At 61.3% G+C, this 23,163-nt stretch carries 16 protein-coding genes; 9 read left to right on the top strand and 7 right to left on the bottom strand.

Features of this window, described 5'->3' with window-relative positions; all coding sequences use genetic code 11:
- Positions 1 to 2 precede the first annotated feature (2 nt).
- The gene (locus ACTJK6_RS10230; protein WP_316880298.1) at positions 3 to 755 is read right to left on the bottom strand and encodes an SDR family oxidoreductase; all 753 of its coding nucleotides are present in this window, start codon (positions 753 to 755) and stop codon (positions 3 to 5) included.
- Positions 756 to 853: 98 nt separating this feature from the next.
- On the opposite strand from ACTJK6_RS10230, the gene ACTJK6_RS10225 reads away from it, so the two are divergent.
- Complete coding sequence (locus ACTJK6_RS10225; RefSeq protein WP_440838944.1) at positions 854 to 1,771, top strand: AraC family transcriptional regulator; 918 nt, start codon at positions 854 to 856, stop codon at positions 1,769 to 1,771.
- Positions 1,772 to 2,103: 332 nt separating this feature from the next.
- Here the strand turns inward: ACTJK6_RS10225 and ACTJK6_RS10220 are convergent, their stop codons facing one another.
- The 4 genes from ACTJK6_RS10220 to ACTJK6_RS10205 form a co-directional block, all read right to left on the bottom strand.
- The gene (locus ACTJK6_RS10220; protein WP_440838942.1) at positions 2,104 to 2,787 is read right to left on the bottom strand and encodes a hypothetical protein; all 684 of its coding nucleotides are present in this window, start codon (positions 2,785 to 2,787) and stop codon (positions 2,104 to 2,106) included.
- Positions 2,765 to 4,942 (bottom strand): alkaline phosphatase family protein, encoded by a 2,178-nt coding sequence (locus ACTJK6_RS10215; protein ID WP_440838940.1) that lies wholly within the window; start codon positions 4,940 to 4,942, stop codon positions 2,765 to 2,767. Before ACTJK6_RS10215 ends, ACTJK6_RS10220 begins: the two co-directional genes overlap by 23 nt.
- A 228-nt stretch (positions 4,943 to 5,170) precedes the next feature.
- Positions 5,171 to 5,599, bottom strand: coding sequence for an HAD domain-containing protein (locus ACTJK6_RS10210; RefSeq protein ID WP_440838938.1), 429 nt, complete (start codon positions 5,597 to 5,599; stop codon positions 5,171 to 5,173).
- A 16-nt stretch (positions 5,600 to 5,615) separates the two neighbouring features.
- A complete protein-coding gene (locus ACTJK6_RS10205; RefSeq protein WP_440817896.1) occupies positions 5,616 to 6,425 on the bottom strand; it encodes an IclR family transcriptional regulator in 810 nt (269 codons plus the stop codon).
- A 600-nt stretch (positions 6,426 to 7,025) separates the two neighbouring features.
- Between ACTJK6_RS10205 and ACTJK6_RS10200 the strand changes: the two genes are divergently transcribed.
- Together ACTJK6_RS10200 and ACTJK6_RS10195 are read left to right on the top strand one after the other, a co-directional pair.
- Positions 7,026 to 10,241, top strand: coding sequence for a glycosyl hydrolase family 95 catalytic domain-containing protein (locus ACTJK6_RS10200; protein ID WP_440838936.1), 3,216 nt, complete (start codon positions 7,026 to 7,028; stop codon positions 10,239 to 10,241).
- Positions 10,242 to 10,399: 158 nt separating this feature from the next.
- Positions 10,400 to 11,470 carry a helix-turn-helix transcriptional regulator gene (locus ACTJK6_RS10195; protein WP_440838934.1) on the top strand — a complete coding sequence of 357 codons (1,071 nt, stop codon included), beginning with the start codon at positions 10,400 to 10,402 and terminating at the stop codon, positions 11,468 to 11,470.
- Between the two features lie 91 nt (positions 11,471 to 11,561).
- On the opposite strand, the gene ACTJK6_RS10190 is transcribed toward ACTJK6_RS10195, so the two are convergent.
- Complete coding sequence (locus tag ACTJK6_RS10190) at positions 11,562 to 11,738, bottom strand: hypothetical protein (RefSeq protein WP_414562199.1); 177 nt, start codon at positions 11,736 to 11,738, stop codon at positions 11,562 to 11,564.
- A gap of 370 nt (positions 11,739 to 12,108) precedes the next feature.
- Between ACTJK6_RS10190 and ACTJK6_RS10185 the strand changes: the two genes are divergently transcribed.
- Positions 12,109 to 12,315: a hypothetical protein gene (locus ACTJK6_RS10185; protein WP_232039501.1), complete on the top strand. Its 207-nt coding sequence runs from the start codon at positions 12,109 to 12,111 to the stop codon at positions 12,313 to 12,315.
- Between the two features lie 283 nt (positions 12,316 to 12,598).
- On the opposite strand, the gene ACTJK6_RS10180 is transcribed toward ACTJK6_RS10185, so the two are convergent.
- Positions 12,599 to 15,055 carry a VPS10 domain-containing protein gene (locus ACTJK6_RS10180; RefSeq protein WP_440838932.1) on the bottom strand — a complete coding sequence of 819 codons (2,457 nt, stop codon included), beginning with the start codon at positions 15,053 to 15,055 and terminating at the stop codon, positions 12,599 to 12,601.
- 818 nt (positions 15,056 to 15,873) lie between these two features.
- On the opposite strand from ACTJK6_RS10180, the gene ACTJK6_RS10175 reads away from it, so the two are divergent.
- From ACTJK6_RS10175 to ACTJK6_RS10155, 5 genes are all read left to right on the top strand, one after another.
- On the top strand, positions 15,874 to 17,067 hold the full coding sequence (locus ACTJK6_RS10175; protein WP_440838930.1) for an efflux RND transporter periplasmic adaptor subunit: 1,194 nt from the start codon (positions 15,874 to 15,876) through the stop codon (positions 17,065 to 17,067).
- A 14-nt stretch (positions 17,068 to 17,081) separates the two neighbouring features.
- Entirely contained in the window at positions 17,082 to 20,234 is a 3,153-nt protein-coding gene (locus ACTJK6_RS10170) for an efflux RND transporter permease subunit (RefSeq protein WP_440838929.1), read from the top strand.
- A gap of 11 nt (positions 20,235 to 20,245) precedes the next feature.
- Complete coding sequence (adeC, locus tag ACTJK6_RS10165; protein WP_440838927.1) at positions 20,246 to 21,742, top strand: AdeC/AdeK/OprM family multidrug efflux complex outer membrane factor; 1,497 nt, start codon at positions 20,246 to 20,248, stop codon at positions 21,740 to 21,742.
- Between the two features lie 12 nt (positions 21,743 to 21,754).
- The gene (locus tag ACTJK6_RS10160; protein WP_440838926.1) at positions 21,755 to 22,396 is read left to right on the top strand and encodes a TetR family transcriptional regulator; all 642 of its coding nucleotides are present in this window, start codon (positions 21,755 to 21,757) and stop codon (positions 22,394 to 22,396) included.
- An 88-nt stretch (positions 22,397 to 22,484) separates the two neighbouring features.
- Positions 22,485 to 23,108, top strand: a complete 624-nt coding sequence (locus ACTJK6_RS10155) for a TetR/AcrR family transcriptional regulator (protein WP_232039494.1) — start codon at positions 22,485 to 22,487, stop codon at positions 23,106 to 23,108.
- The last annotated feature ends 55 nt before the right edge of the window (positions 23,109 to 23,163 follow it).

Raw genomic sequence — 23,163 nt, 5'->3', positions numbered from 1 at the left:
CTTCAAGCGTCGGCCAATGCAATAGCATCCGCCCCCGTCGGAATTCGGAACGGTGCCGCCGGATCGGTGACCGCCAGCCAAACCGCTTCTGCGACATCTTCCGCATTTGTGACCGGGGCGTTGGCGTCGCGCATTTCGTCGAACACGCTCTCCATATATCCGGCATAGGGCTCTGGCACCATCTCGCTCATTAGCCGTCGCGCGTTGCTGCCAAAATTCGTGCTGGGTGCCCGCCCAGGCAACACGAGCCTAACGCGGATATTGAATTCAGCAAGTTCCAAGGCGAGTGACTCTGTGAATGCGTTTACCGCAGCCTTGCTGCCGGTGTAGACCGATAGAAGTGGCAGGGGCTTCAGAGTCACGCTGGACGTAACATTGACGACGACACCGGCTCGCCGCTGACGCAACTGTGGCAACACGGCTTGAGTCATCGCGATGGTGCCGAACGTGTTGGTCTCAAACACCTCGCGCATGCTGTCCAGCATGGTCGCCTCCAGCGGCCCCAAGACGCCTACGCCGGCATTGTTGACGAGTGCATCGATCGGTCCGGCGTGCTCGACGCAGCTGCGGATGCTCTCAGCGTCGGTGACGTCGAGCGGCAGTACGCGCAAGTTGCTTGAGCGCGGCAACAAATCTTCGCGCGGATTCCGCATCGTCGCGACAACGCGCCACCCGTTATCGAGGAACAGGCGTGCAGTCTCCAGACCAAAACCGGACGAGCAACCGGTGATCAGGACTGTGAGTGAGTTGGACATTAAGCGCTCCCTTACGTTGGATAACGGTGCGCATGGTAGAGAGCTCTACTTGGATCTTCTACAATTTACCGTCCGTTTCTTTGTAGCGTTCGTCCGGAATGGTAGATCCCCTAGCCGAAGTCGTGTCCTTGTTGCAGCCGAGCGCTCCATTCTCGAAGCTCGTTGTGGCGACCGCCCCTTGGGCAGTTCGCCGCACAGAGATGGGCAGGCCGTTCTATTTCGTCATTCTCGACGGCGATTGCCATCTGACCATCGATGGGCCCGCGAAAGGCGACACGATCACGCTCCACGCGGGCGACTTTGTATTGATTCCGGCGGCGCGTGGCTTCGCAACCTCCAGCCTTGATCGGCAGCCGCCCTTGGATAGCGAGATTGTGGCTACCCCAATCCAACCAATGCCTGGAGGCGCTCGCGTGGGTGACCCTGATGGCGCAGAGGACGTTCGTATGCTCGTCGGCAATTGCGAGTTCGGCTCACCGGATGCAGCGCTACTCGTGCCCCTACTGCCACAATGGGTCCACGTACGGGGCGAGCATCGTCTTTCGACGTTGGTCCAATTGATCGCAGACGAATCGCGTGCCGATCGGCCTGCGCGCGAGATCGTAACGGCTCGTCTGCTCGAAGTGTTGCTGATCGAGGCCCTGCGGTCGATGGCGCGCATTGCGGAGTCTCCAGGCTTGGCACGCGGCCTATCGGATTCCAAATTGGCACCGGCTTTGCGCCGGATGCACGAGCGTCCGGCGTTCCCATGGAGCATCGCGCAACTGGCGCGCGAGGCAGCGATGTCGCGCTCAGCCTTTTTTGAGCGGTTCAGCCGCACCGTGGGAATGCCGCCAATGGAATACCTACAGGCTTGGCGAATGGCGATGGCAAAGCAGCTGCTGCGACAACGAGAACTCCAGATCGCAGAGATTGCTGAGCGCGTCGGCTATAGCTCTGTCAGTTCCTTCGGAGTTGCATTCACGCGGTACGTGGGCGTACCCCCCGGTCGCTTTGCCAAATTGGGGAGCGCTTGACGGTGACCTTAGCGGGTCCATACTGGCGCAGCGTTAGTCCGACGGCCGAGGCTCAACCCAAAGTGGATGTTCATCTCACCAATAGGTACCGAAAAACGGCAACTAATAAACGGTCCCGTATCAACCCCTTCAAAGCCGGCGGGACACTTACCGCTGGAGGCGTCCGCCAAGCAAGTACCCACGATACCTGACAGGAAGCGCATTCGATTGATGCAATGCTCTGAACAGAGCTTCGAGTAGAAATGCCCCTGTTGGTAACCGCCGGCTGCTCAATTTCGATTTGCCGACGGTACCAACCGGGTTAGTTGCTGACTTGCTTTGTGAAGCAGTGGTCAATCGCGTTCAATGTCAGCGTTAGCGTCATTGCGCACGAAGCCGGTATCGTGGGGTACAAAGACCTCGTCTCCAATTGACCGGTGCTCGACTTGCGTGACACGCCAGATTGCTGAAGCGTTGGCGTCTGACCAGATCACCATGGGCAAGTGCTCCCGGGTGCTCCAGCAGATCCGATGCGTGCTCTTACCCTGCGAGAGTGCATACCAACGGCACGTCGACGCGGGTGTCGGCGCTCCGGCAGGCGCGCTGGTCGGAGCAAGACGGTACGCGCCGATTGGATGTCGCAGACCGTGGGCGAGGTCGAACCAGTCGCTGAAGTGGCCAAGGCGGATCAAGTTGTTGCGATCAATTCGCGTGGTGATTCGCTTCCGATAGTCCACCACCGTCATCTGGTATTCGAGTGGGTCGGCAGAATCCCGAACGACGTACGTATCAAGCGCGTCATCCGTCTTGCGCCGTAGGCGCACCTGCCTATCGCGCCAGACCTGCAGCGTGTGCTCGCCGTCGACGCCTGCGAACGTGACCCGATAGAACAGCGCTGCAGGCTCGCGCCCCGACTGGAAGACCGACTCGAACGTCGCCGCCGGGCGTTCAGCGGCGACTGCCGGTGCAAATACCGCGCACACCAGCGCTGCGCCTGCCGCCCAGCCGCAAGCTTTACTGACGGACGGCCTTGGCATAGTCAAAGTACCGGTAGGTCTTGCCGTCAACACTCAGATCCTTCACGGCCAGATTGATGGTGTAGCTGCCCTGGGTCAACGCGGCATCCTTTGTCGTGCCGGTCGGGTCGGTCGGCACCTCGAAGCTCAGGCCGGTTGCGGGCGAGACAGGATTCATCGTCGACGCCTTGACGCTCGGCGCAGTCGGGCTGGCCGGATTGAGAAGCGCCTCGTTGATGATGCGGCCATCGGCCTGTGGCATCGACAAGCCCAACAAGTAAGCAACCGTCGGCGCAAGGTCAACGTTGCCCGTCGGATTGCTCACGACAGTGCTGGGGCGGAAGGACGGGCCGCTGGCAATCAGGGTGTTATGCACGTCGGTCGTACCGAAGCTGCCATGCATGCCACGCTGGCCGCCCGCGCTCTCGAACTCGATGCCGGGCATGCCCTGGATCGCGGCCTGATCATCCCAGTTAAAGCTCACCACCACATCAGGTTGACCATTGTTCTGCCGCTGCGCATTTTCCAGATTGACCATGGACATCGGCAGTGTGCCGGGCAGCGCGCCGTAGCGGCTATCCACGAAGATCGCACCATACTCCTCGCGCTGCTGCAGGACCTTCACGAGGTTCTGTACCGTGGTCGCGTCATGGCCTGGCACGTAGAAGTAATCCGACCCGCCGTTCGCGGCCACCACGATGCCATTGGCCGGGAGGTTGCCCGGGGCCGGCACCTTGAAGCTGGCAACAGGTGTCGCGAGGCCCGCGCTGATCGCCTGGTACTTCGAATTGGCTGCGCCACACAGCGAGCCGGTCGTGTCGACCTTGACCGGCACGGTCGGCGTACCGTTTGCCTGCAGACCGTACATGGCAGAGGTTGTGCAACCCGAGCCGTCGTACGCCTTGAAGCCGCGATAGGTCAGCAAGTCGGCCGAACGAACATCGCCGGAGAAGGAGTAGCCCGTGGTCGAGACCGCACCGATGGCAGCGGCATCCGTCCCGCTGGTTGCGCCATTGACTGGCGTGCCCGCAGGGGCCGTGCCAGACGGCGTGATGGCACGCAGCGGGTACAGCGAAAGCGGGCCCGAGACGCTGGAATGGCCATGGTCAGACACGACGATCAGGTTCGTGCTCGCGTACAGGTTGTTCGCCTTGAGCGCGCTGATCAGCTCGCCGAGGCGCTGATCCTGCGAGTGCAGACCAGCGATCGCATTGGCCGCCCCCGGGCCGTAGCCGTGCTCCACGTTATCGGGCGTGCGGAACCAGATCAGCGAGAGCATCGGCTGCTTCTTCGGCAGGATGTAGTTGGTGAACACCGACAGCATGTACTTGTTGGCCGCGTCCTCGGGGGCTCCCTGGGTCGCATCGCTGCTGTCGCGAGCCGCGATGGCGGTCACGCCGCTGGCACTGTCATAGGCCGTTGTGTTGAAGGTGATGTAGCCGGCGCGCGCGGTCGGATCTCCATTCGTCGCGGCCAGCGTGACGGCATTGGTCCCCGAGTATCCGAACTGTGTATTGAACGGCAATGCGTATCCCGCGCTCTGCAGTTCGGTGACCAGACTACGAGGCTGTACGGTGTTCTCATCAAGGAAATACCCGCCCTGCCCCAGATCCTGGATGAAGGCGGCGCCGGACTTCCCGACCGTCGCGGTCGTCAAGCCTGCAGCCTGCGCTGTGGCAAAGAGGCTCTTCACCAGAAGAAGTTGCCCCCCGTAGTACGTATTGAGGGTGGTCAGGACCTGGTAGTCCTCGGTAAAGATCGGGTCGACATAATCAGCCGATGCAGCTGCAGTCTTGGTGCTGTTCGGCGTCCCGAGCGTGCCCGACGGGATCGTGTTGGACGCTCCCTGCGGCGACGTCCAGAAGGTGTTGCCATAGAACCCGCTGGTCTTCGGGAACGCGCCCGTCGCGAAGGACGAGCCGTTCATCATCGTGAAGGTCGGGTAGGTTGAATGGTTGTCGCTGAAGTTGACACCCGCCTGACGCAATGCGTACAGATTCGGTGTATCCGTAGCGTTGACCGAGTCGGGGCGCAACCCGTCCCAGACCATGATGATCGTTCGCGTTGGCTGGCTCTGCGCAGCAGAGGTGCCATTGCTCAATACAGAGTCGCCACCGCAGGCGGCGACAAGAATGCTGCCAGCCAAGGCGGCTGCCAAGCCGTACATGTGTTTCATGTTTAATCCCCTGGAACCATCACTCGATACTGGCGCTGGAGACTAAATTTGATATGTGACGAAACCGTGACGTTGCCTGGAAGTTGCCGCGAAAGAGATTGAGGTTGTCGAGTATGAGTTGGTTTCTGCGTAAAGGCGCTGTAGATCAAATGCTCTCGGACAAGCCTAGGCCGGACTCAGAACAGTCGAACAGCGAGGAGTTCCGGCGCGGCGGCAAACAGCGATTGGTCACACGCATTTTGCACTGTGGACCTGAATCAGCCACTTCCGTATACGCTGTTGTGCTGACTCGTCGCCGAGCCCGCGAGCAGAATCGAGAAGAACGAAGTGCTCCATCAACGCGCCCGGCTCGCGACCAAATTTCGTAGAACCGTATGTGGAATCGTCGATTGCCAGCCAGTTCTTCAGGCGCTTGCCGTATGCATAGGAGACGATGACGTCCGTGCGGCCAGCACCGCTCTGCTCGTAGCTAAGACGAGGCTTAAGCAGCCTGGTCGTATCGACAACCCGGCGGGCAAGCTCTGGCGGCAGGTAAGAAATCACCGTATCAGCAGCCAGCGTTTGGAGCCAGGACGTCGTGAGCACAATTTCGACGCGTGGATATGGCTTCAGCATTTCGACCAGCAACAGGGCAAATTCGAACAACGGCCGGCCCATAGCCGCACGATCGCTCCTAAGTTTTATCGTCGCGCTCTTGCCTGTTGAGTGACAGCTCTTGCGCCGCCTGCTGCAGCAGCACGCGAGCTTCATCCAGCGATGGCCCTGCATGCTTGTCGATGCGACGAATGTACGGTGACGTCAATACCGCCAAGGCATTCCCGTCCGGCCCCAGGATTGGGAACGAAATATCGACCACGCCGAAGGATTGGCGGCTCTCGCATTGCTTATAGCCCACGGCACGAATGCCCTGCAGTGTTTCATCCAACTCGCCGGCAGGAATAGGCTCTTCGCCCTCCACGGCAATGTGCTCACCGAGCATCTGCGCACGGCGTTCGTCGCTCTGGCAGGCCAGCAGCACATGGCCGGACGCGGTGTCGAGCAGGCTCACGCGCGCACCCAGGCGGATCGACAAGCCCCAGGTGCCCGGACCGGGCACCTGCGCGATCACCAGCACATTGCCGCGGTCAACCATGCCCAAGTGGCAGGACTGTTCCGCCTGCCGGGCATAGGCGTCCATCACCGGAAGCGCTTGCGTGACCATTCGATTGACGGGCGGATGTCGATGCGCCAGCGCGAACATCTTCAAACTCAACGCGTGGCGGTCCCCACCGGCGGACCGCGTCACGTACTGCCGGGCGACGAGCCGCTCGAGCATGCGATAGATCTCGTTGGCACTGCGGCCGAGCGCCTTGACGATTTCGGCACGCGTGAGGCCATCGGGATACTCGGACAGCAACTCGAGGATATCGAGACCTTTGTCGAGCGCCGGCGCGCGATAGCGATCGGCGCCCGCCTCAACGGGAGAGATAGTGGTTTTGTCCATAGGGGAGCAAATCTTAAGGTGACGCTGGCCCGAGCACAAATAGCCAAGGACTGCACGCGGCTTCAGTAGGGCAAATCCCTAGGGCGCATTTCTTGACGCTCATTGATTCAAATATAAATACTATATTCACTGATGAGCGTCGAGAGAGGCGAGGCGCGCATCGGACATCGATGCAATTCGCAAACTTGCACGCCGGAGACAATCCCATGGCAACTCCACGCAGTTCGACCGCTATCGGCGGCCATAGCCAAGTCATTGAGCTACCCCCGTCCGTTCCCCTGTTCCTTCAACGTCGCTTCGCCCATCGCACGACCGTGGCTGCCGCAGCATTGGTTGGCTCCTGTATCGGCCCCTACCTGATGCACGAAGCCAAGATGGGCGCCACATCCCCTGCTGACCCCACCGTACAGCCTGCCGTAAGGCCATATGCGGTCGATGGCGAAGACGCCTACCGAGGTTGGCGACAGTCCCCTGCAGCTTGCAATGTCCACGGGGCCGTATCCGGCACCTCATGGCCCATTGCGTGCCCAAAAAAAGCCGCACACACAGCGGTTCGATGACCGACCGCTCGTGGCTGCGCGACGTGAAGGAGACATCTGAATGACGATCAAATACGACCCGCACCGCCGTGCGATTCTGAAGTTGGGCGGCGCCATTGCGGCGACTCCCCTGCTCCATGCCTGCGGCGGGGACGGCGAAGCCGAATCAGCAAGTCCAGAGAGCGCAGCATTGCGCCCGGCCGCCCTATCACAGGCCCTTACGCAAGGCGCCACGGCCGCACAACCGCTGGGCCGGAGTCTCTGGTATGGCAGTGCGGCAACGGACTGGCAGTCCGAAGCCTTGCCCATTGGAAATGCACGCTTGGGCGCCATGCTGTTCGGAGGCCCGTTGTCCGAGCGCATTCAATTCAATGAGCAAAGCCTATGGGGAGGGATCAACAACTACGACAATGCCACCGCTGGCCAGAACGACGAGGCCTTCGACACGAGCGTGACCGGCTTCGGAAGTTATCGTTCGTTCGGAAACGTTGTGCTCGACTTCGTCCCCCGCGCTGCGGTGATTGGCTGGTCCGCGCAGGGCAGTAGTAGCGCTGCTGAAGGCGTAGCACAAAGCGTCGACGGAAACACCGGCACTAAATGGTGCATCGATAGCCCTGGCAATCTGGTGACTTGGCAGGCCGAGTTGTCGACACCAGCCGCGGTTGCGACTTATTCGCTGACCAGCGCCAACGACGTCCCCGAGCGCGACCCCCAGCAATGGACCTTGAGCGGATCCAATGACGGCAACAGTTGGGTGACGTTGGACTCGCGCACGCTCGATGCGCCGTTCGCGAGCCGATTTCTCACCAGGTCATTCAACTTCACCAATAACACGGCCTACCGGTTCTATCGGTTTAGCTTTGTACCGAAGGCCGGCGTCAGCCACTTCCAGGTGGCGGAAATCGGGCTGGCCGGCGTGAGCCTGGGTGAGCCGCGTCCGCTGTATCTGTCGTCGCCGACCGGACAAGCTGCGGGCAGCAGCACGGGTGGTGAGGATTTGCTCAAGACGTCGGACCAATCGCCCGATACCAAGTGGTGCATCGAACAGCCGGGTTCTTCGGTCATGTGGCAGGCGCGTTTGCCGCGCCCGGCCGCGATCAACGCCTACACGTTGACCAGCGCCAACGATGTACCGGAGCGCGATCCGCAGCAATGGACACTGTCGGCCTCGAACGACGGCATCAGCTGGACCACGCTGGACTCCCGCGCGCCGAATGCGCCTTTTCCGAGCCGAAAGCTTGCGCAAACGTTCAGCTTTCAAAACACCACCGCTTACAGCTTGTACCGGTTCACCTTTACGCCCAGGGCCGGCGTCAGCCACTTCCAGGTGGCGGAGATCGCGCTGACGGGTGACGGTTTTACGACGGCTTCGTGTGCCGCAGTCTCGGAATATCGCCGCGCCCTCGACTTAGGGAGCGCGATTCATACCACCACCTTCGGCATCGGCAATCTTCAAATCACGCGTGAAGCCTTCGCCAGCAAGGTCGATGACGTGATGGTGTTCCGCTACGTCGCCAGCGGCACGCAGGGTCTCTCTGGACGGATCAATCTGACATCTGATCAAGGCACCAGCACGAGCGTGGATCCGAACGCCGGGCGGTTGACGTTTTCCGGGACGATGGCCAACGCACTCAAGTACGCCTGCGGAATTCAGGTCATCGCGACGGGGGGGCAACTCTCTGCGGTGGGTAGCGCGCTGGCGTTCAGTGGTTGCACGAGTCTTCTGCTCATTCTCGATGCACGCACCAACTACAAAATGGATTACGCGTCGGGGTGGCGCGGCGGCGATCCTCAGTCGGCTGTTTCGGCTGCTCTGGCCGCAGCCGCTGCGAAGAGCTACGGAGCACTGCACGACTCGCACGTCACCGATTTCAGCGCGATGGTCTCCACAGCCTCGGTCAACTGGGGGAACACCGATTCTGCAACGGCGGCTCTGCCTACCGACCAGCGAAGGGCCGCCTATGCCGCCGGGGCTGCAGACCCATCGCTGGAGCAGACCATGTTCGATTACAGCCGCTACCTGCTCGTCAGCTCGTCGCGACCGAATGGACTGCCGGCGAACCTTCAGGGACTCTGGAATCAGGACAACCAACCTGCATGGGCGAGCGACTACCACACCAACATCAACATACAGATGAACTACTGGGGGACCGAAAGCACGAATCTGCCCTCCTGTCATCTGCCTCTTGTCAACTTCATCGCCCAGGTTGCCGGGCCCAGCCGAGCTGCCTCAAAGGCGGCATTGGGCGCGAACCGGGGTTGGACAGCTAGAACCAGTCAAAGCATCTTCGGCGGGAACGGTTGGGAGTGGAACACGGTCGCCAGCGCCTGGTATGCCCAACATTTGTACGAGCACTTCGCATTCACGCAGGACATCGACTATCTGCGGAACATCGCCTATCCGCTTATCAAGGAGATTTGCCAGTTCTGGGAAGACCGCTTGAAGAGGCTGCCCAATGGGACGCTGGTCTCGCCAAACGGATGGTCGCCCGAGCACGGACCGCGCGAAGACGGGGTGATGTACGACCAGCAGATCATTTGGGACCTGTTCCAGAACTATCAGGATGCCGCTGCCAAACTGAACGTCGATTCGGCCTACCGAGCGACCGTCGCTCAAATGCAGGCGGATCTGGCGCCAAACAAGATCGGCAGTTGGGGGCAACTACAAGAGTGGCAAACCGACCGCGACGATCCGACGGACATTCACCGTCATACATCCCACCTCTTCGCGGTATATCCAGGACGCCAAATCAGCCCGTCCAAAACACCAGCCTTCGCTGCAGCCGCGCTCGTCTCGCTGAAGGCCCGTTGCGGTGAGCCACCCGGAAGCAACATTACGTTCACCGCGGGAACGGTCTCCGGCGATAGCCGGCGTTCGTGGACGTGGCCGTGGCGTTGCGCTCTTTTTGCGCGACTCGGAGACGCCGAGCGTGCCCAGATCATGCTCAGAGGCCTATTGACTTACAACACGCTATCGAACTTGTTCTGCAATCATCCGCCCTTCCAGATCGATGGCAACCTCGGCATCAGCGGTGCGGTGACCGAAATGCTGCTGCAAAGCCACGAGGGGAAGATCGTGCTGCTGCCAGCGTGCCCTGCCGCATGGAAATCCGCTGGGCGATTCAAGGGCCTGCGGGCGCGTGGTGGATATCGGGTGGACTGCGAATGGAGCAACGGGCAAGTCGTCTCGTACACCATCGTTGCCGACAAGGCACCCAATAAGCAACCGGTAATCGTCCGCGTCAACGGTCAGGACACATCCGTCACGCCCAGTTGAGTGATGCCCCTGAGGAACGGCATCGACTTGCGCTTGAGCGACCCGGTTCTCAGGGGTGGCCCACGCCGCCACGAATGTATGAAACGGATGGCCGGCTCAATCGAAGCCGGATCCAAGGGCCACCGGCGCGATCGCTGACCCGTTCTTTACCCGGCCGCATGATGACCCTCTCCACAGATGATGTCCGCGCCTTGTTGCACGTTGCTACAGAACTGCAACAGGCGTCTTCACATAGTTTTGTACATCGCCCGGATCTCGTCGGAGCGCTCGGCTCGCTTCTCCATGTTGACGTTGTCGGGCACCTGGTTTGGCGTGAAGGAGGACGCGTACTGGAGGAGCCAGGCGGCTGGGGTCGCGACGACAGCATGCATGCGGAATACCGACGCCACTTCCAGACCGTAGACCCAATTTCGCCACTGCTACGGGGCTGCCCAGGGCCATTAATCGTCGAAAGCCTGATGGACTACCGTGCGCTCAAGCGCACAGAGTACTTCGCTGATTTTCTGACGCGCCACCGGACTTATCCCGGCATTAGCATGTCTGTGGAGGACGGCACGGGCATGCTGCTCGACTACAGGTTCGGTACCAGCGATGCAAAAAAACGCTTTGGCGTGCGCGAGCAGACGCTGCTTCAACTGCTCCAGCCCTATCTGCTGAACGCGCATCGACTGCGTCAAGCGAGCCGCCCGCAAAGCAATGCAGTCTCAGCAGGCAACCTGCGTTTTGTGCTGAAGCCTGGACAGCCCCCACAGCCCAATCGCCGGGCACGCACGCTACAGGCAAGTCTTGGAAGAGAAAGACGAGATGCTCTGTGCGGCTTGCTATGCCGCATCGGTGAAGGGCTCCCGGCTGATATGACGTGGAGCGGCTTCGTGCTCTGTGTCGAACGTTGGAAGGATGGCGCTGGCCCGATCCACGGCTGTACCACCGTACATCTCTTGGCGGACACTGTCGGGTCAGCTGCTTGGTTTGTCCAGTACTTCGACATGACCTGGCGAGAAGCTGAAGTCAGCCATCTGATCTTGCAGGGCATGTCCGACAAGCAGATCGCCATGACGCTGAAGATCAGCTATTGGACAGTCAGAATTTACGTGGCGAGGATCTTCGATAAGCTCGGGATCGAATCCCGATCGGCCATCGGACAATTGGTGGTTCGGATTCAGTCAACTGATCCTGAACCTGAGCGCGGTGATGCTTCGGATTGCCGATTGGGCGGCGCCGACGTGTAGTGCAAGCCCTGCAAATGGTCTTATCACCACCTGCAGGACTGTGCTGACGTCGGCCCCACGGAGCTGCACTCAGCTCACGTCTTCAGGGGCCTCAGTGGCAGCCCATGCAGGCAGCCGAGCCCGCGATGTCGCTATCCGAAGACGATTGCATATCGGAGACGCCGCTACCTTGCTGACTGCTGCTCATATCGGCGGCCTGAGCGTACGACGATTGCGCAAAGATGGTGCTGGTCAAAGCGAGGAGAAAGCAGCAGATCACGTTCTTCATGATTTTTTCCTGTTTAAGGCGTTGAACAAAATAAGACAACCTCTGCCGGACCCGATGAAACCGCCATGCGGGAACAACCCTTAGGCACAATCGGTCTGGCTCAAATAGGTTAAATCGGCGCAAATGGATTAATAACGACAACGGCGAAAAGATGCAGCCGCACCCGAAAGATATGGCCCACACCACAATCAGGCCGTCGACCCATCCGTTTTCACGCACAAAACAAGCGGCATTTCAGCGCTACGAGCCGGAATTTCGCGCCTGTCTTGATATATTCGGAAATCTTGCCTGCGCCTTCGGAAACCTGGATTAAATTCTTACCTGACCAGCCAATTATTCGGTCACTTGATTTATTTAACCAGGAGTTAACATGAGCATTTTCAGCAAAATTTCGAACGCACTCACCGGTCACCACGTTTCCCACCCGCCGAAGATTGCGGGCGGCCCCGACAAGCTTCCGAATCAAAACCTCGAGAATGCAACGCACAAGATGGATGCATTCTTCTCAAACCTCGCCCATAAGATCAAGTCGACGGCTGACGATATTGCCGGCAGCGCAAAAGTACAGAAGCACTAAGATCTTCTCTGTACTTTCTTAATGGCCGAGGGGCGCCCGAACGCTTGAAAAGCGACCGTGCGTCGCCTCGCCATCTTTATTCTGAGAAAGACAAAGGACGATTGAAGCTCGGTAGCAGCTTTGAGCAATGTCGACTGCCCACTCGTCCGCCGCATAGGATCGCCATATCGGCACGGCGTGCTCTGCCGCCGTGCACGTATTGCATGGTGCGCCAGGAGATAGGCCCTTTTGGGATTGGCGCACTGCACGCTCCCCAGCGCCATCAAACGTCGGCACTCGTCGTTCAGTAGTTGTAGAGCATGCCTCGGCCCGACATGAACAGGCGACCGTAGACGCCGGTGTCCGCGACAATCCGCGAGACGCCTCCGTAGCGATGGTTGTCATCGTCGATACGGACCCACGTTGCGCCCTTGTCGTCCGAGCGATACACAGCGTCCTTGCCGTTGACCGTACCCACCAGATAGACGGCTGCCGTGTAAGCGGCGCCCGTTGCAGGCACACCCAGGGCGACCTTGATGGCCCCGTGTACGTTGGTGGGTTCCGCGCCCACCGTTGCCATACCGGTCAGCTTCGTCCATGTGGCGCCGGAATCGACGGAATGCCAGAGATTGTTGGCGTCGGCCAGCCAGAGGTCGCCTTCGGCAAAGGGGTTGACCGCCAAGTCCGTCACATTGAAGCCATTGGGCGCCCAGGTTTGTGAACTGGCACTAAAGGTGTGCCCACCGTCGGTTGAGTAGTAGAACTTGCCGGAATTGGACGGGTACCACCAGTTGCCGCCATGCTCGTAGGCGTAGACCTTGCGCGGGTTCTTGCGGTCAGCCGCCATGTGATACGCGACCGCAGGAGCTGGCAGGTTGGTCGCGGTCCATGTGGCGCCGCTGTCGGTGGTGTAGTACGGCACCGCACCGGCAATTGCCCAGATCACGCTGGCGCCATCCGCCGTAACCACCACGCTGGATTGATCGCCCGAGTGCGTCGCTGCCACCGGAGGCACGCTGGCAAAGCTCGTCCAACTGGCGCCGGCGTCGGTCGAATAGGCCCCCTTGGAGGTACCGAACGTGCCGACTGCGGCGATGTAGGCCGGATTGTTCCAAGCCATGTCGATGCCCGTTCCGTTACCGCCCTTCCCAAGGGGTGGCGACGCACCGAGGTTCGGGGATCGCGTCGCGGCCGCGGTCAACGACGTGTGGACATAGAGGCCAGTATCCCCTTGCCCGCTGGCGAGTACATAGGATGCGCCAGGCGGCGGCGCCACCATCGCGAGGTTGATCATCTCCTCGATCCCGTTGACCTCGAAACTCCAGTGCGGTGTTGACGAGGAGAACGCATCGCGCGTCGACCACACACCGCCGCCAGTCACATAAGACACATGATCGGGATTGAAGGGATCGATCTGGAGGTCGTCTGTCCAGCCCCAATACTCGGGCGACGAAGCGCCTGTCGTGCCAGATGCGTCATGGAAATTGTGGGTTCCGTTCACATCGCCTGACCTGCCGAACTCCGACCAAGTCTGGCCACCATCGGCCGAGCGCATGGCAACCTGCACCCATGCCGAGTCGCCCCATGTGCCCGACACGCCAAATGCAATTTTCGTCATCGCACCGCTGCCTTGCACCGAAATGCCACCGATACCGCCGTAGTACTGGCCCTCGCCAGAGGCGATCAGCTTTGTCCACGTCGCGCCGCCGTCAAACTTGTAAAGGAGCGACGGCCCACCGCTACCCGGGCCCGGTCCGGTCGTGAATGGGACATACAGCATGCCGTCAGCTGCACGGGCCAGATGCGGAATATGTATCTGGTTGCTCGCAATGGCGCTGGTGACCGCAGTGGGAAGCGCAACGCCCGACCACGTTGAACCGCCATCGATCGACTTGTAGAGGTAGGCGCCGAGCCCCGCCAGGCTCTTGTAGTCGGGTGCCACACCCACGTAAATCGTTGGCGTCGCGTTGCCGGTCGGCGTAAAGCCTGTGGTTGGAACGGTGACGTCCAGCACGACAAACTCGACGCCGATAGGGCTCCCCTGGCTGGCGCTGGAGATATCGGTCGAGGTCATGACGTAGGACGACAGCGAGCTGACCTGGCTCCAATGCATGCCGGAGTCCGTGCTTTTCCAGAGCCCGGCAGTGCGAGACGCATAGAACATGGTCGAAGGCCGATTCGGGTCAACTACCAGTCGCTCGCCGATCGCCCTGCCCTGGTTGTTCGATCCCACGGGAAAGGGCAGCGTCACGTAGTTCCACGTGTTGCCCTGATTGGATGAGTAGTAGAAACGCCCGTTTCCGGATGACGCGTACATGCCCGTTGTCATGTAGACCGCATTGGCATTCGACGGATTCACAGCCAGGCTTTCGACACCCACGTATCCGCCATCAAGGCGACTGAAGCCATCGGTCATTGCGGTCCAGTTGCCGGCAGTGTTGTCCCAGCGGTAGGCACCGGCGACGTCTGTTCTCGCATAGCGCAAGTTGGCCACGGTCGGGTGGTAGACCACCCCCGGCACGTACCCGCCGCCGCCCATCTTGACGTTGGCCCAACCGGCGGAGGGTGCCACGGACGCCGTCGAGCCAGACGTGCCGCCGGAACCATCCGTTGGGCTTGGCGTGGCACCCGCGCCGGGGGAGGTCGAACTCGTGCCGGTTGAGAGCGCGCTTGTTGTGGCATCGCTGCCGCCGCCACCGCACGCACCCAGCAGCAAGGCGGCGGAAATGGTTGCGAAGAATTGTTTGCTTGTCAGCAACATGGTGGTTTTCACGATCAAGAGAGACAAAGGCAGCCCGCGAGTGCGTGCCGTGATTTGCGAGTACGCGCAAGGCGACGGAGCGTTCCGCCGCCAGGGACCCACCACTGCTATCTGTGCAGTGCTCAGCGCGCCGCAGGCGATCCGGAGAGCCTGGACGAGCCGTTAAAGGTCGAAGCGTCGTTCATGCGGCTCGCCCTGAAGACCCTCGCCCGATCGTGAAGTGGCCGCGCCAATGGTTTGCTCTGGAGCCCGCCAGCGGGGCTCGTGATACCTGTTTGTTGCTCATACACCCTCCCGATTTCTTGTTGTCGTCAAATCTGCGGCACTGACACAGGGGCCAGTCATCCCCCCACGGAAGTGGGGTGCCTCGTTTGCACGTGTCGTATCCCACGCCCCCTTCATGCGTGTCAAGAATCGGACGGGCGTGCTGAGATTATTTGAGGGTCTTGGCGCGTACGCCCGGACTCTGTGAGCGGGAAAAGAGCACTAACAACCCGTTGCCAACGCCGCTGGCAGCCCCTCAATCGCTCACTCCAAATGCGTCCGTACGCGCTCAGCGGGAGTTTCGTACTGGCAGATCCCGCCAGCTGCCGGGCAACACCACCTCCGGCCCGACGGTGCCAGCACGCCTGCGTTTCGCCCGGTCACGGGTGCGGGTTCTGACGCAGACGACGGTCTATCGAAACGAACGTAACGAAGCCGCAACGCACCATTTCCGATCTGGAAAGCGCGCGGTCTTGACCACATCAAATCATATTTATACTATACCGTTCAGTTTAGTTTTATCTCGCGGTGCCTCGAATACTTAGGAAGCTGTCATGCACTCGACTCCATCTGCTATCCCCTCATTGCTGGCCGCGCTTGCGGCAGCGTCTTTACTTGCTGCCTGCGGCAAGCCGCCCGGCGGCGCGCCCCCGGCGGAGGGCACGCCAACCATGGGTGTGGTGACCGTACAGTCGCAGCGCGTGGCACTCAGTACAGAGTTGCCCGGCCGCACCGTTCCATTCCTGATTGCCGATGTGCGGCCGCAGGTCAACGGCATCATCAAGGCACGCAAGTTCCGCGAAGGCAGCGACGTCAAGGCGGGTGAGCCGCTCTACCAGATCGACCCCGCCACGTACCAAGCCACCTACGACAGCAATGTGGCCGCGCTGGCCAAGGCGCAAGCCAACCTCAAGAGCACGCGCCTGAAAGCCGAGCGCTACAAGGAGCTCGTGGCCATCCAGGCCGTCAGCCAGCAGGACTACGACGATGCCGCGGCCGCCCTGGCTCAGGGCGAAGCCGATGTGGCAGCCGCCCGAGCCAACGTAGAGACAAGCCGCATCAACCTGGCTTATGCCCGCGTGGACGCGCCTATCTCGGGGCGCATCGGCAAATCAAGCGTGACACCCGGCGCCCTGGTTACCGCCAACCAGACCACCGCGATGGCAACGATTCAGCAGCTCGATCCGATCTACGTTGATGTGACGCAGCCCAGCGCCGCGCTGCTGCGCCTGAAACAAGCGATGGCGCGAGGCGACCTCCAAAAGGCCGGGGCCAATGCGGCCACTGTGCGGTTGCAGCTGGAAGACGGCAGCACGTATCCGTTGGAAGGCAGGCTGGAGTTTTCCGATGTCACGGTCGACCAGAACACCGGCTCGGTGACGCTGCGCGCAGTGTTTCCCAACCCGAATGCAGTGCTGCTCCCTGGCATGTATGTGCGTGCGGTGCTAGCCGAAGGCGTGAAGGATGAGGCTGTGCTCATACCACAGCAGGCCGTGGCACGCGACAGCACCGGCAAGCCCTTCGCCTATGTGGTGGGAGCCGACCACAAGCTGCAGCGGCGTGCACTGGAAACCGACCGCACCGTCGGCGACCAATGGCTCGTACGCTCGGGCCTGCGCGTGGGCGATCAACTCGTGGTGGACGGTTTGCCGCGTGCATTGCCCGGCGCAGAGGTCAAGACAACCCCGTGGACAACGAAGGCACCCGCACCATCCACTTCCAAGCCGGCGACCGTGGCCGCTAACTGATCCGGGACACCACCATGGCACGCTTCTTCATCGACCGCCCCATTTTTGCGTGGGTGTTGGCCATCATCGTGATGCTGGCGGGTGCGTTGGCCATCGCCACATTGCCCATCGCGCAGTATCCGAGCATCGCACCACCGGCCGTGTCGATCACGGCCACGTACCCGGGGGCATCGGCCAAAACGCTGGAAGACACCGTCACCCAGATCATCGAACAAAAGATGAAGGGGTTGGACCACCTGAGCTACATGGCGTCCACCAGCGAGTCTTCTGGCACCGCCACCATTACGCTGACGTTCGAAAACGGCACGGACCCGGATACCGCGCAGGTGCAGGTGCAGAACAAACTCGCGCTGGCCACACCGCTGCTGCCACAGGAGGTGCAACAGCAAGGCGTGCAGGTGGCCAAATCCGCCACGAACTTCCTGAACGTGCTGGCCTTCACTTCAGAAGACGGCAGCATGAATGGCTCCGACCTGTCCGACTATGTGGCCGCCAACGTGCAGGACGCGATCAGCCGGGTGGAAGGAGTGGGTGACACGACGCTGTTCGGCTCGCAGTACGCCATGCGCATCTGGCTGGATCCGAACAAGCTCTCCAACTTCAGTTTGACGCCGCTGGACGTCAAGAACGCCATCCAAGCGCAAAACGCGCAGATCTCCGCAGGCCAACTGGGTGCCATGCCGGCATTGGCGGGACAGCAGATCAATGCGACCATCACCTCGCAAACGCGCCTCAAGACTGTCGAAGAATTCGGCAACATCCTGCTACGCACGCAAACCGATGGCTCGCAGGTGCGCCTGCGCGACGTCGCCCGCATCGAGCTGGGGAGCGAGAACTACAACACGGTCGGGCGCTACAACGGCAAGCCGGCCGCCGGCCTGGCGATCAAGCTGGCGACAGGCGCCAACGCACTCGATACCGTCAAGGCGATCGACGCCCGCGTGACCGAACTTGAGCGCTTCTTCCCGCCAGGCATGAAGGTGCAGAAGCCATACGACACCACGCCATTCGTCCGCATCTCGATTGAAGAGGTAGTGCGCACGCTGGTTGAGGCCATCGTGCTGGTGTTCCTGGTGATGTATCTGTTCTTGCAGAATTTTCGCGCCACGCTGATCCCGACCATCGCAGTGCCGGTAGTGTTGCTGGGCACGTTTGGCGTGCTGGCTACGTGCGGTTTCACCATTAACACATTGACTATGTTTGCCATGGTGCTGGCCATCGGCTTGCTGGTCGACGATGCCATCGTGGTGGTGGAGAACGTCGAGCGCGTGATGAGTGAGGAAGGCCTCTCACCGAAGGAGGCAACGCGCAAGTCGATGGGGCAGATCACGGGCGCGCTGGTCGGCGTTGCACTCGTGCTGGCTGCTGTGTTCGTGCCGATGGCGTTCTTCAAGGGCTCGACGGGTGTGATCTACCGGCAGTTCTCGATCACGATTGTGTCGGCAATGACGCTGTCGGTGCTGGTGGCGCTGGTGCTCACCCCTGCCCTGTGTGCCACCCTGCTCAAGCCCGTTGAGAAAGGCCACGTGCAGGCCACCACCGGCTTCTTCGGCTGGTTCAACCGGACCTTCGACCGCGGCAATCAGCGGTATCAGGGCATCGTGCGCCACATGCTGGGCAAGGGCTGGCGCTACATGGTGGTCTACGGCGTGTTGTTCGCGCTGGTGGTGGTGGGTTTCATGAAGCTGCCGGTCGGCTTCCTGCCGGATGAAGACCAGGGCTCGCTGTTCGTCCTGGCGCAGCTGCCGCCGGGCGCCACCAACGCGCGCACCGAAGACGTGCTGCGCCAAGTGGAACACCACTTCCTGGTCGACCAGAAGGACGCAGTTTCAGGCGTGTTCTCCGTGGCGGGTTTCAGCTTTGCAGGCAGCGGCCAGAACATGGGCTTTGCCTTCGTCAAGCTGCGCCCGTGGAACGAGCGCAAGGGCGAGGCGCTCAGCGTCAACGGTGTCGTGGATAAGGCGTTCGGCTTCTTTGCCACTCTGCGCGATGCCCGGGTGTTCGCTTTTGCGCCGCCCGCCGTGGCAGAACTGGGCAACGCCACCGGCTTTGACCTGATGCTGCAAGACCGTGCCAACCTCGGCCACGACGCTCTGATGCAGGCCCGTAACCAGCTGCTCGGTACGCTATCCAAAGACCAGCGCCTGGTGGCCGTACGCCCCAACGGGCAAGAAGACACGCCCGAGTTTCAACTCAAGATCGATGCGCACAAAGCCGAAACGCTCGGTGTCTCCATCTCCGATATCAACACCACCCTTGCCACCGCTTGGGGCAGTAGCTACGTGAACGACTTCATCGACCGGGGCCGCGTCAAGAAAGTCATGCTGCAAGCCGATGCGCCCTACCGCATGAACCCGGGCGACATCGACAAGTGGTACGTGCGCAATAGCGCCGGAACCATGGTCCCCTTCACGGCGTTCGCCAAGGTCGACTGGACGTCGGGTTCCCCCCGCCTGGAGCGCTACAACGGCGTGCCATCAATGGAAATCCTGGGTATGGGCATGCCGGGCAAAGCCTCCAGTGGCGAAGCGCTGGCCATCGTCGAAGATGCCGTCGCCAAGCTGCCCGCGGGCATCGGCTACGCGTGGACCGGCCTCTCGATGCAGGAGAAGGCCTCCACTGGGCAAACCACCCTGCTCTACACGCTGTCGATCCTGATCGTGTTCCTGTGTCTGGCCGCGCTGTACGAAAGCTGGGCGATCCCCTTCTCGGTGATCATGGTGGTGCCGCTGGGCGTGTTCGGTGCGCTGCTGGGTGCCGTGCTCACCTGGAAGATGAACGACGTGTATTTCCAGGTGGGCCTGCTGACCACCATCGGACTGGCGTGCAAGAACGCGATCCTCATCGTTGAATTCGCCAAGGAGCTCAACGAGCACGGCAAGAGCCTGGTCGATGCCGCCATGGCGGCCGTGCGCATGCGCCTGAGGCCGATTCTGATGACGTCCCTGGCGTTCATCCTCGGTGTGGTGCCAATGGTGATGGGCACAGGTGCCGGCGCCGGTGCACAGCACGCGCTCGGTGTCGCTGTCATCGGTGGCATGTTGTCCGGCACAGTGCTCGCCATCTTTTTCGTGCCGCTGTTCTTTGTGCTTGTGCGGGGGCTGTTCAAGCGCGGGCCGGCTACGGCGCCCGTTCATGCCCCACCGACCGACGCCGCTGCCTCGTAAGGACGTTCGAGATGATCCGTTTTCCGTTTTCCTCCACACTGCTCCCGTTGGCCGCCATGCTGACGGGCTGCAGCCTCATGCCGGCCTACCAACAGCCGGCCTCCCCTGTGCCCACGGCCTTTGCCGATGTCGCTACTGCAGCGCCTTCCGCAGACAGCCCCGCTGGCGAGACTGCCTCGCCGGTAGCCCAGATTGGCTGGCGCCAAGTCTTTACCGATTCACATTTGCAACGGGTCATTGAGCTGGCATTGGCGAATAACCGGGACCTTCGCGTCGCCGTGCTCAACATCGAGAAAGCCCGAGCGCAGTATCGCGTGCAGGACGCTGCGCTGTTCCCCTCCGTCAAGGCCAGTGGCAATGAGAACGCCAGTCGCACGCCGGCCGGTCTCTCTGGCATCGGACAACCGCTGGTCGCACATAGCTACAGCGCCACGCTAGGTTTCAGCGCCTATGAACTGGATTTCTTCGGGCGCGTGCGCAGTCTCAGCGCGCAGGCGCTGGAGCAGTACCTTTCCACCGCGGAGGCGCGCCGCAGCAGCCAAATCAGTCTGATTGCGGAGGTCGCCACTGCGTACCTGACGCTTGCCGCAGACCAGGACCAACTCAAACTGGCGCAGGACACCCTCGTCAGCCAAAGCAACACTTACCGGCTCAACCAGCGCAGTTACGAACTGGGCACCGCGTCCAAGCTGACGCTGCGCCAGTCGCAGACAAGCGTGGACAGCGCCCGCGTAGACGTCCAGCGCTACACGGCGCAGGTCGCGCAGGACCGCAATGCACTGGTGCTGCTCGTCGGTACCGATGTGCCCGCCGAGCTACTGCCCCAATCGCTGCCCGATACATCGGCGGCTGCCGGCAGCGTACTCGCCAGCATTCCGCCCGGCTTGTCGTCCGACCTGCTGCAGCGACGGCCCGACATCCTGCAGGCCGAGCATGATTTGAAGGCGGCCAATGCCAACATCGGTGCGGCACGGGCGGCGTTTTTCCCCAGCATCAGTCTCACGGCTTCGGCGGGCACTTCCAGCGCCAGCCTGGGGAGCCTGTTCAAGGCGGGCTCGGGAGCGTGGAGCTTCGGCCCGCAGATCTCGTTGCCCATCTTTGACGGCGGGGCCAACCGCGCCAATCTGGACATCGCAAAGACGAACCGCGACATTGCCGTGGCGCAGTACGAGAAGGCCATCCAGACCGCATTCCGCGAAGTGTCCGATGCGCTGGCGCAGCGCAGCACGCTGGGCCAGCAGCTCGAAGCGCAGCAATCGCTGGTGGATGCGACTGCCGAGAGCTACGTCCTAGCCACCGCTCGCTTCAAGCGCGGCGTCGACAGTTACCTCAACGTGCTGGATGCGCAGCGCTCGCTCTATACGGCGCAGCAAAACCTGATCAGCACGCGCCTGTCCCGCTTTACCAACCTTGCAACGTTCTACAAGACGCTGGGCGGCGGTTGGGTAGAGAACACCGGTACGCCCGCAGCGGCCGCAACCACGACGCCACGGGCCTCCGGCGTCTGAGGCATCGCATCGATGGCGAAAAGAACCGCCGCCGGCGCAGCGCAGACCCGCCAGCGCGTCATCGATGCAGCCATTGCGCTGTTCTCGCAGCACGGTGTCCATGCCGCCACCCTGGAGGATGTGGCTCTTCAGGCGGGCGTCACCCGTGGGGCGGTTTACGGGCATTTCGGTGGTAAGCCTGCACTTTTGGCAGCCGTTCTTGCCGGCCTGCGCTGGCCATTGGACATCGGCGATGATCTGTGGGGCTACGCCATGCATCCGCGGCCCTTGCAACTCCTCCAGGCGCAATTGCATGCCAAGTGGATGCAATGCGTGCAAGGCGACCCGCAGTGGCCAGTGTTGCGCCTTGTTCTACGGCAAGCCGATTGCGCCCAGTGGCCTCAGCCCGCGATCGACCAGATCGATCGCCTCAAGGCGCGCGCCATCGCAAACCTAGGCTACGTGATGCGCGCCGCATGCAAGCGCAATCAACTCCGTGCCGACATGACACCGGAGGCTGCCGCCCGCTATCTGCATGCCGTTGGCATCGGACTATTGCGGGAGCACACCGGCGCGTTGGCCGACGGTGTGCACATCGATATCCAGCCGTGTCTGCGTGCGTGCGTTGACGGTATAGAGAACATCCATCAGACCGCGACCACCGAAGCCATCTGACGTTGGCCTCTGCGCCATTGCAGGGCGGTCGATGGCATACACTCTCGCTTTCGCTGCGGTGATGCGGCACAGGATCAGGAAAACATGCATGCGCAAAAAGACAGAAGAGAAACGGCAAGCCATTGTTGACGCCGCTTTTCGCGTGTTCATGGAGGTCGGTTTCGATCAGGCCTCGATGTCAGATATCGCGGCCCGCTCAGGCGCATCCAAGGCGACGCTCTACAACTATTTCAGCTCAAAGGAAGAGATGTTCGCGGAGATCATGAGCGGCACCGCCGCCGACGAGATCCGCGATGCCTTTGCGCAGTTGAAATCGACTGGCCCTATCGCCGACACGCTTATCGTGTTTGGCGAGCACTACCTGAATGCCATCCTGCAACCGTCGATTCTTGCGATCCGCCGCCTGGCCATCGGCGAAGGCAATCGGTCCGACCTCGGGTGCGCCTTTTATGAGCGCGGCCCCAAGATCGGCTGGGGGATGTTGACCGAGTTTATCGCCGAGGCCATGAAAGCAGGCAAGCTAAAGCGCGCCAACCCGGACGTCGCCGCAGCGCATCTACATGCGCTGTATGAGGCCGAATGCGTGGAACTGTGCCTCTTCGGTGTGCCTGTCGACATCAGCCGCGCCCGCATATCTGAGATCATCGCCCGCGCAGTCGCGGTGTTCATGGCGGCATATGGAACCCCAAAATCCGGAACCAAGGCCAAATGATGGGGGATCGGCACTGACCGAGGAAAGACGAACTCTGACCGATTGAGTCGTCCTG

Origin of the sequence: Ralstonia sp. 22086 (assembly GCF_052045975.1) — a bacterium.
Lineage (GTDB): Bacteria > Pseudomonadota > Gammaproteobacteria > Burkholderiales > Burkholderiaceae > Ralstonia > Ralstonia wenshanensis.
This window is presented reverse-complemented; position numbering and strand designations above follow the sequence as displayed.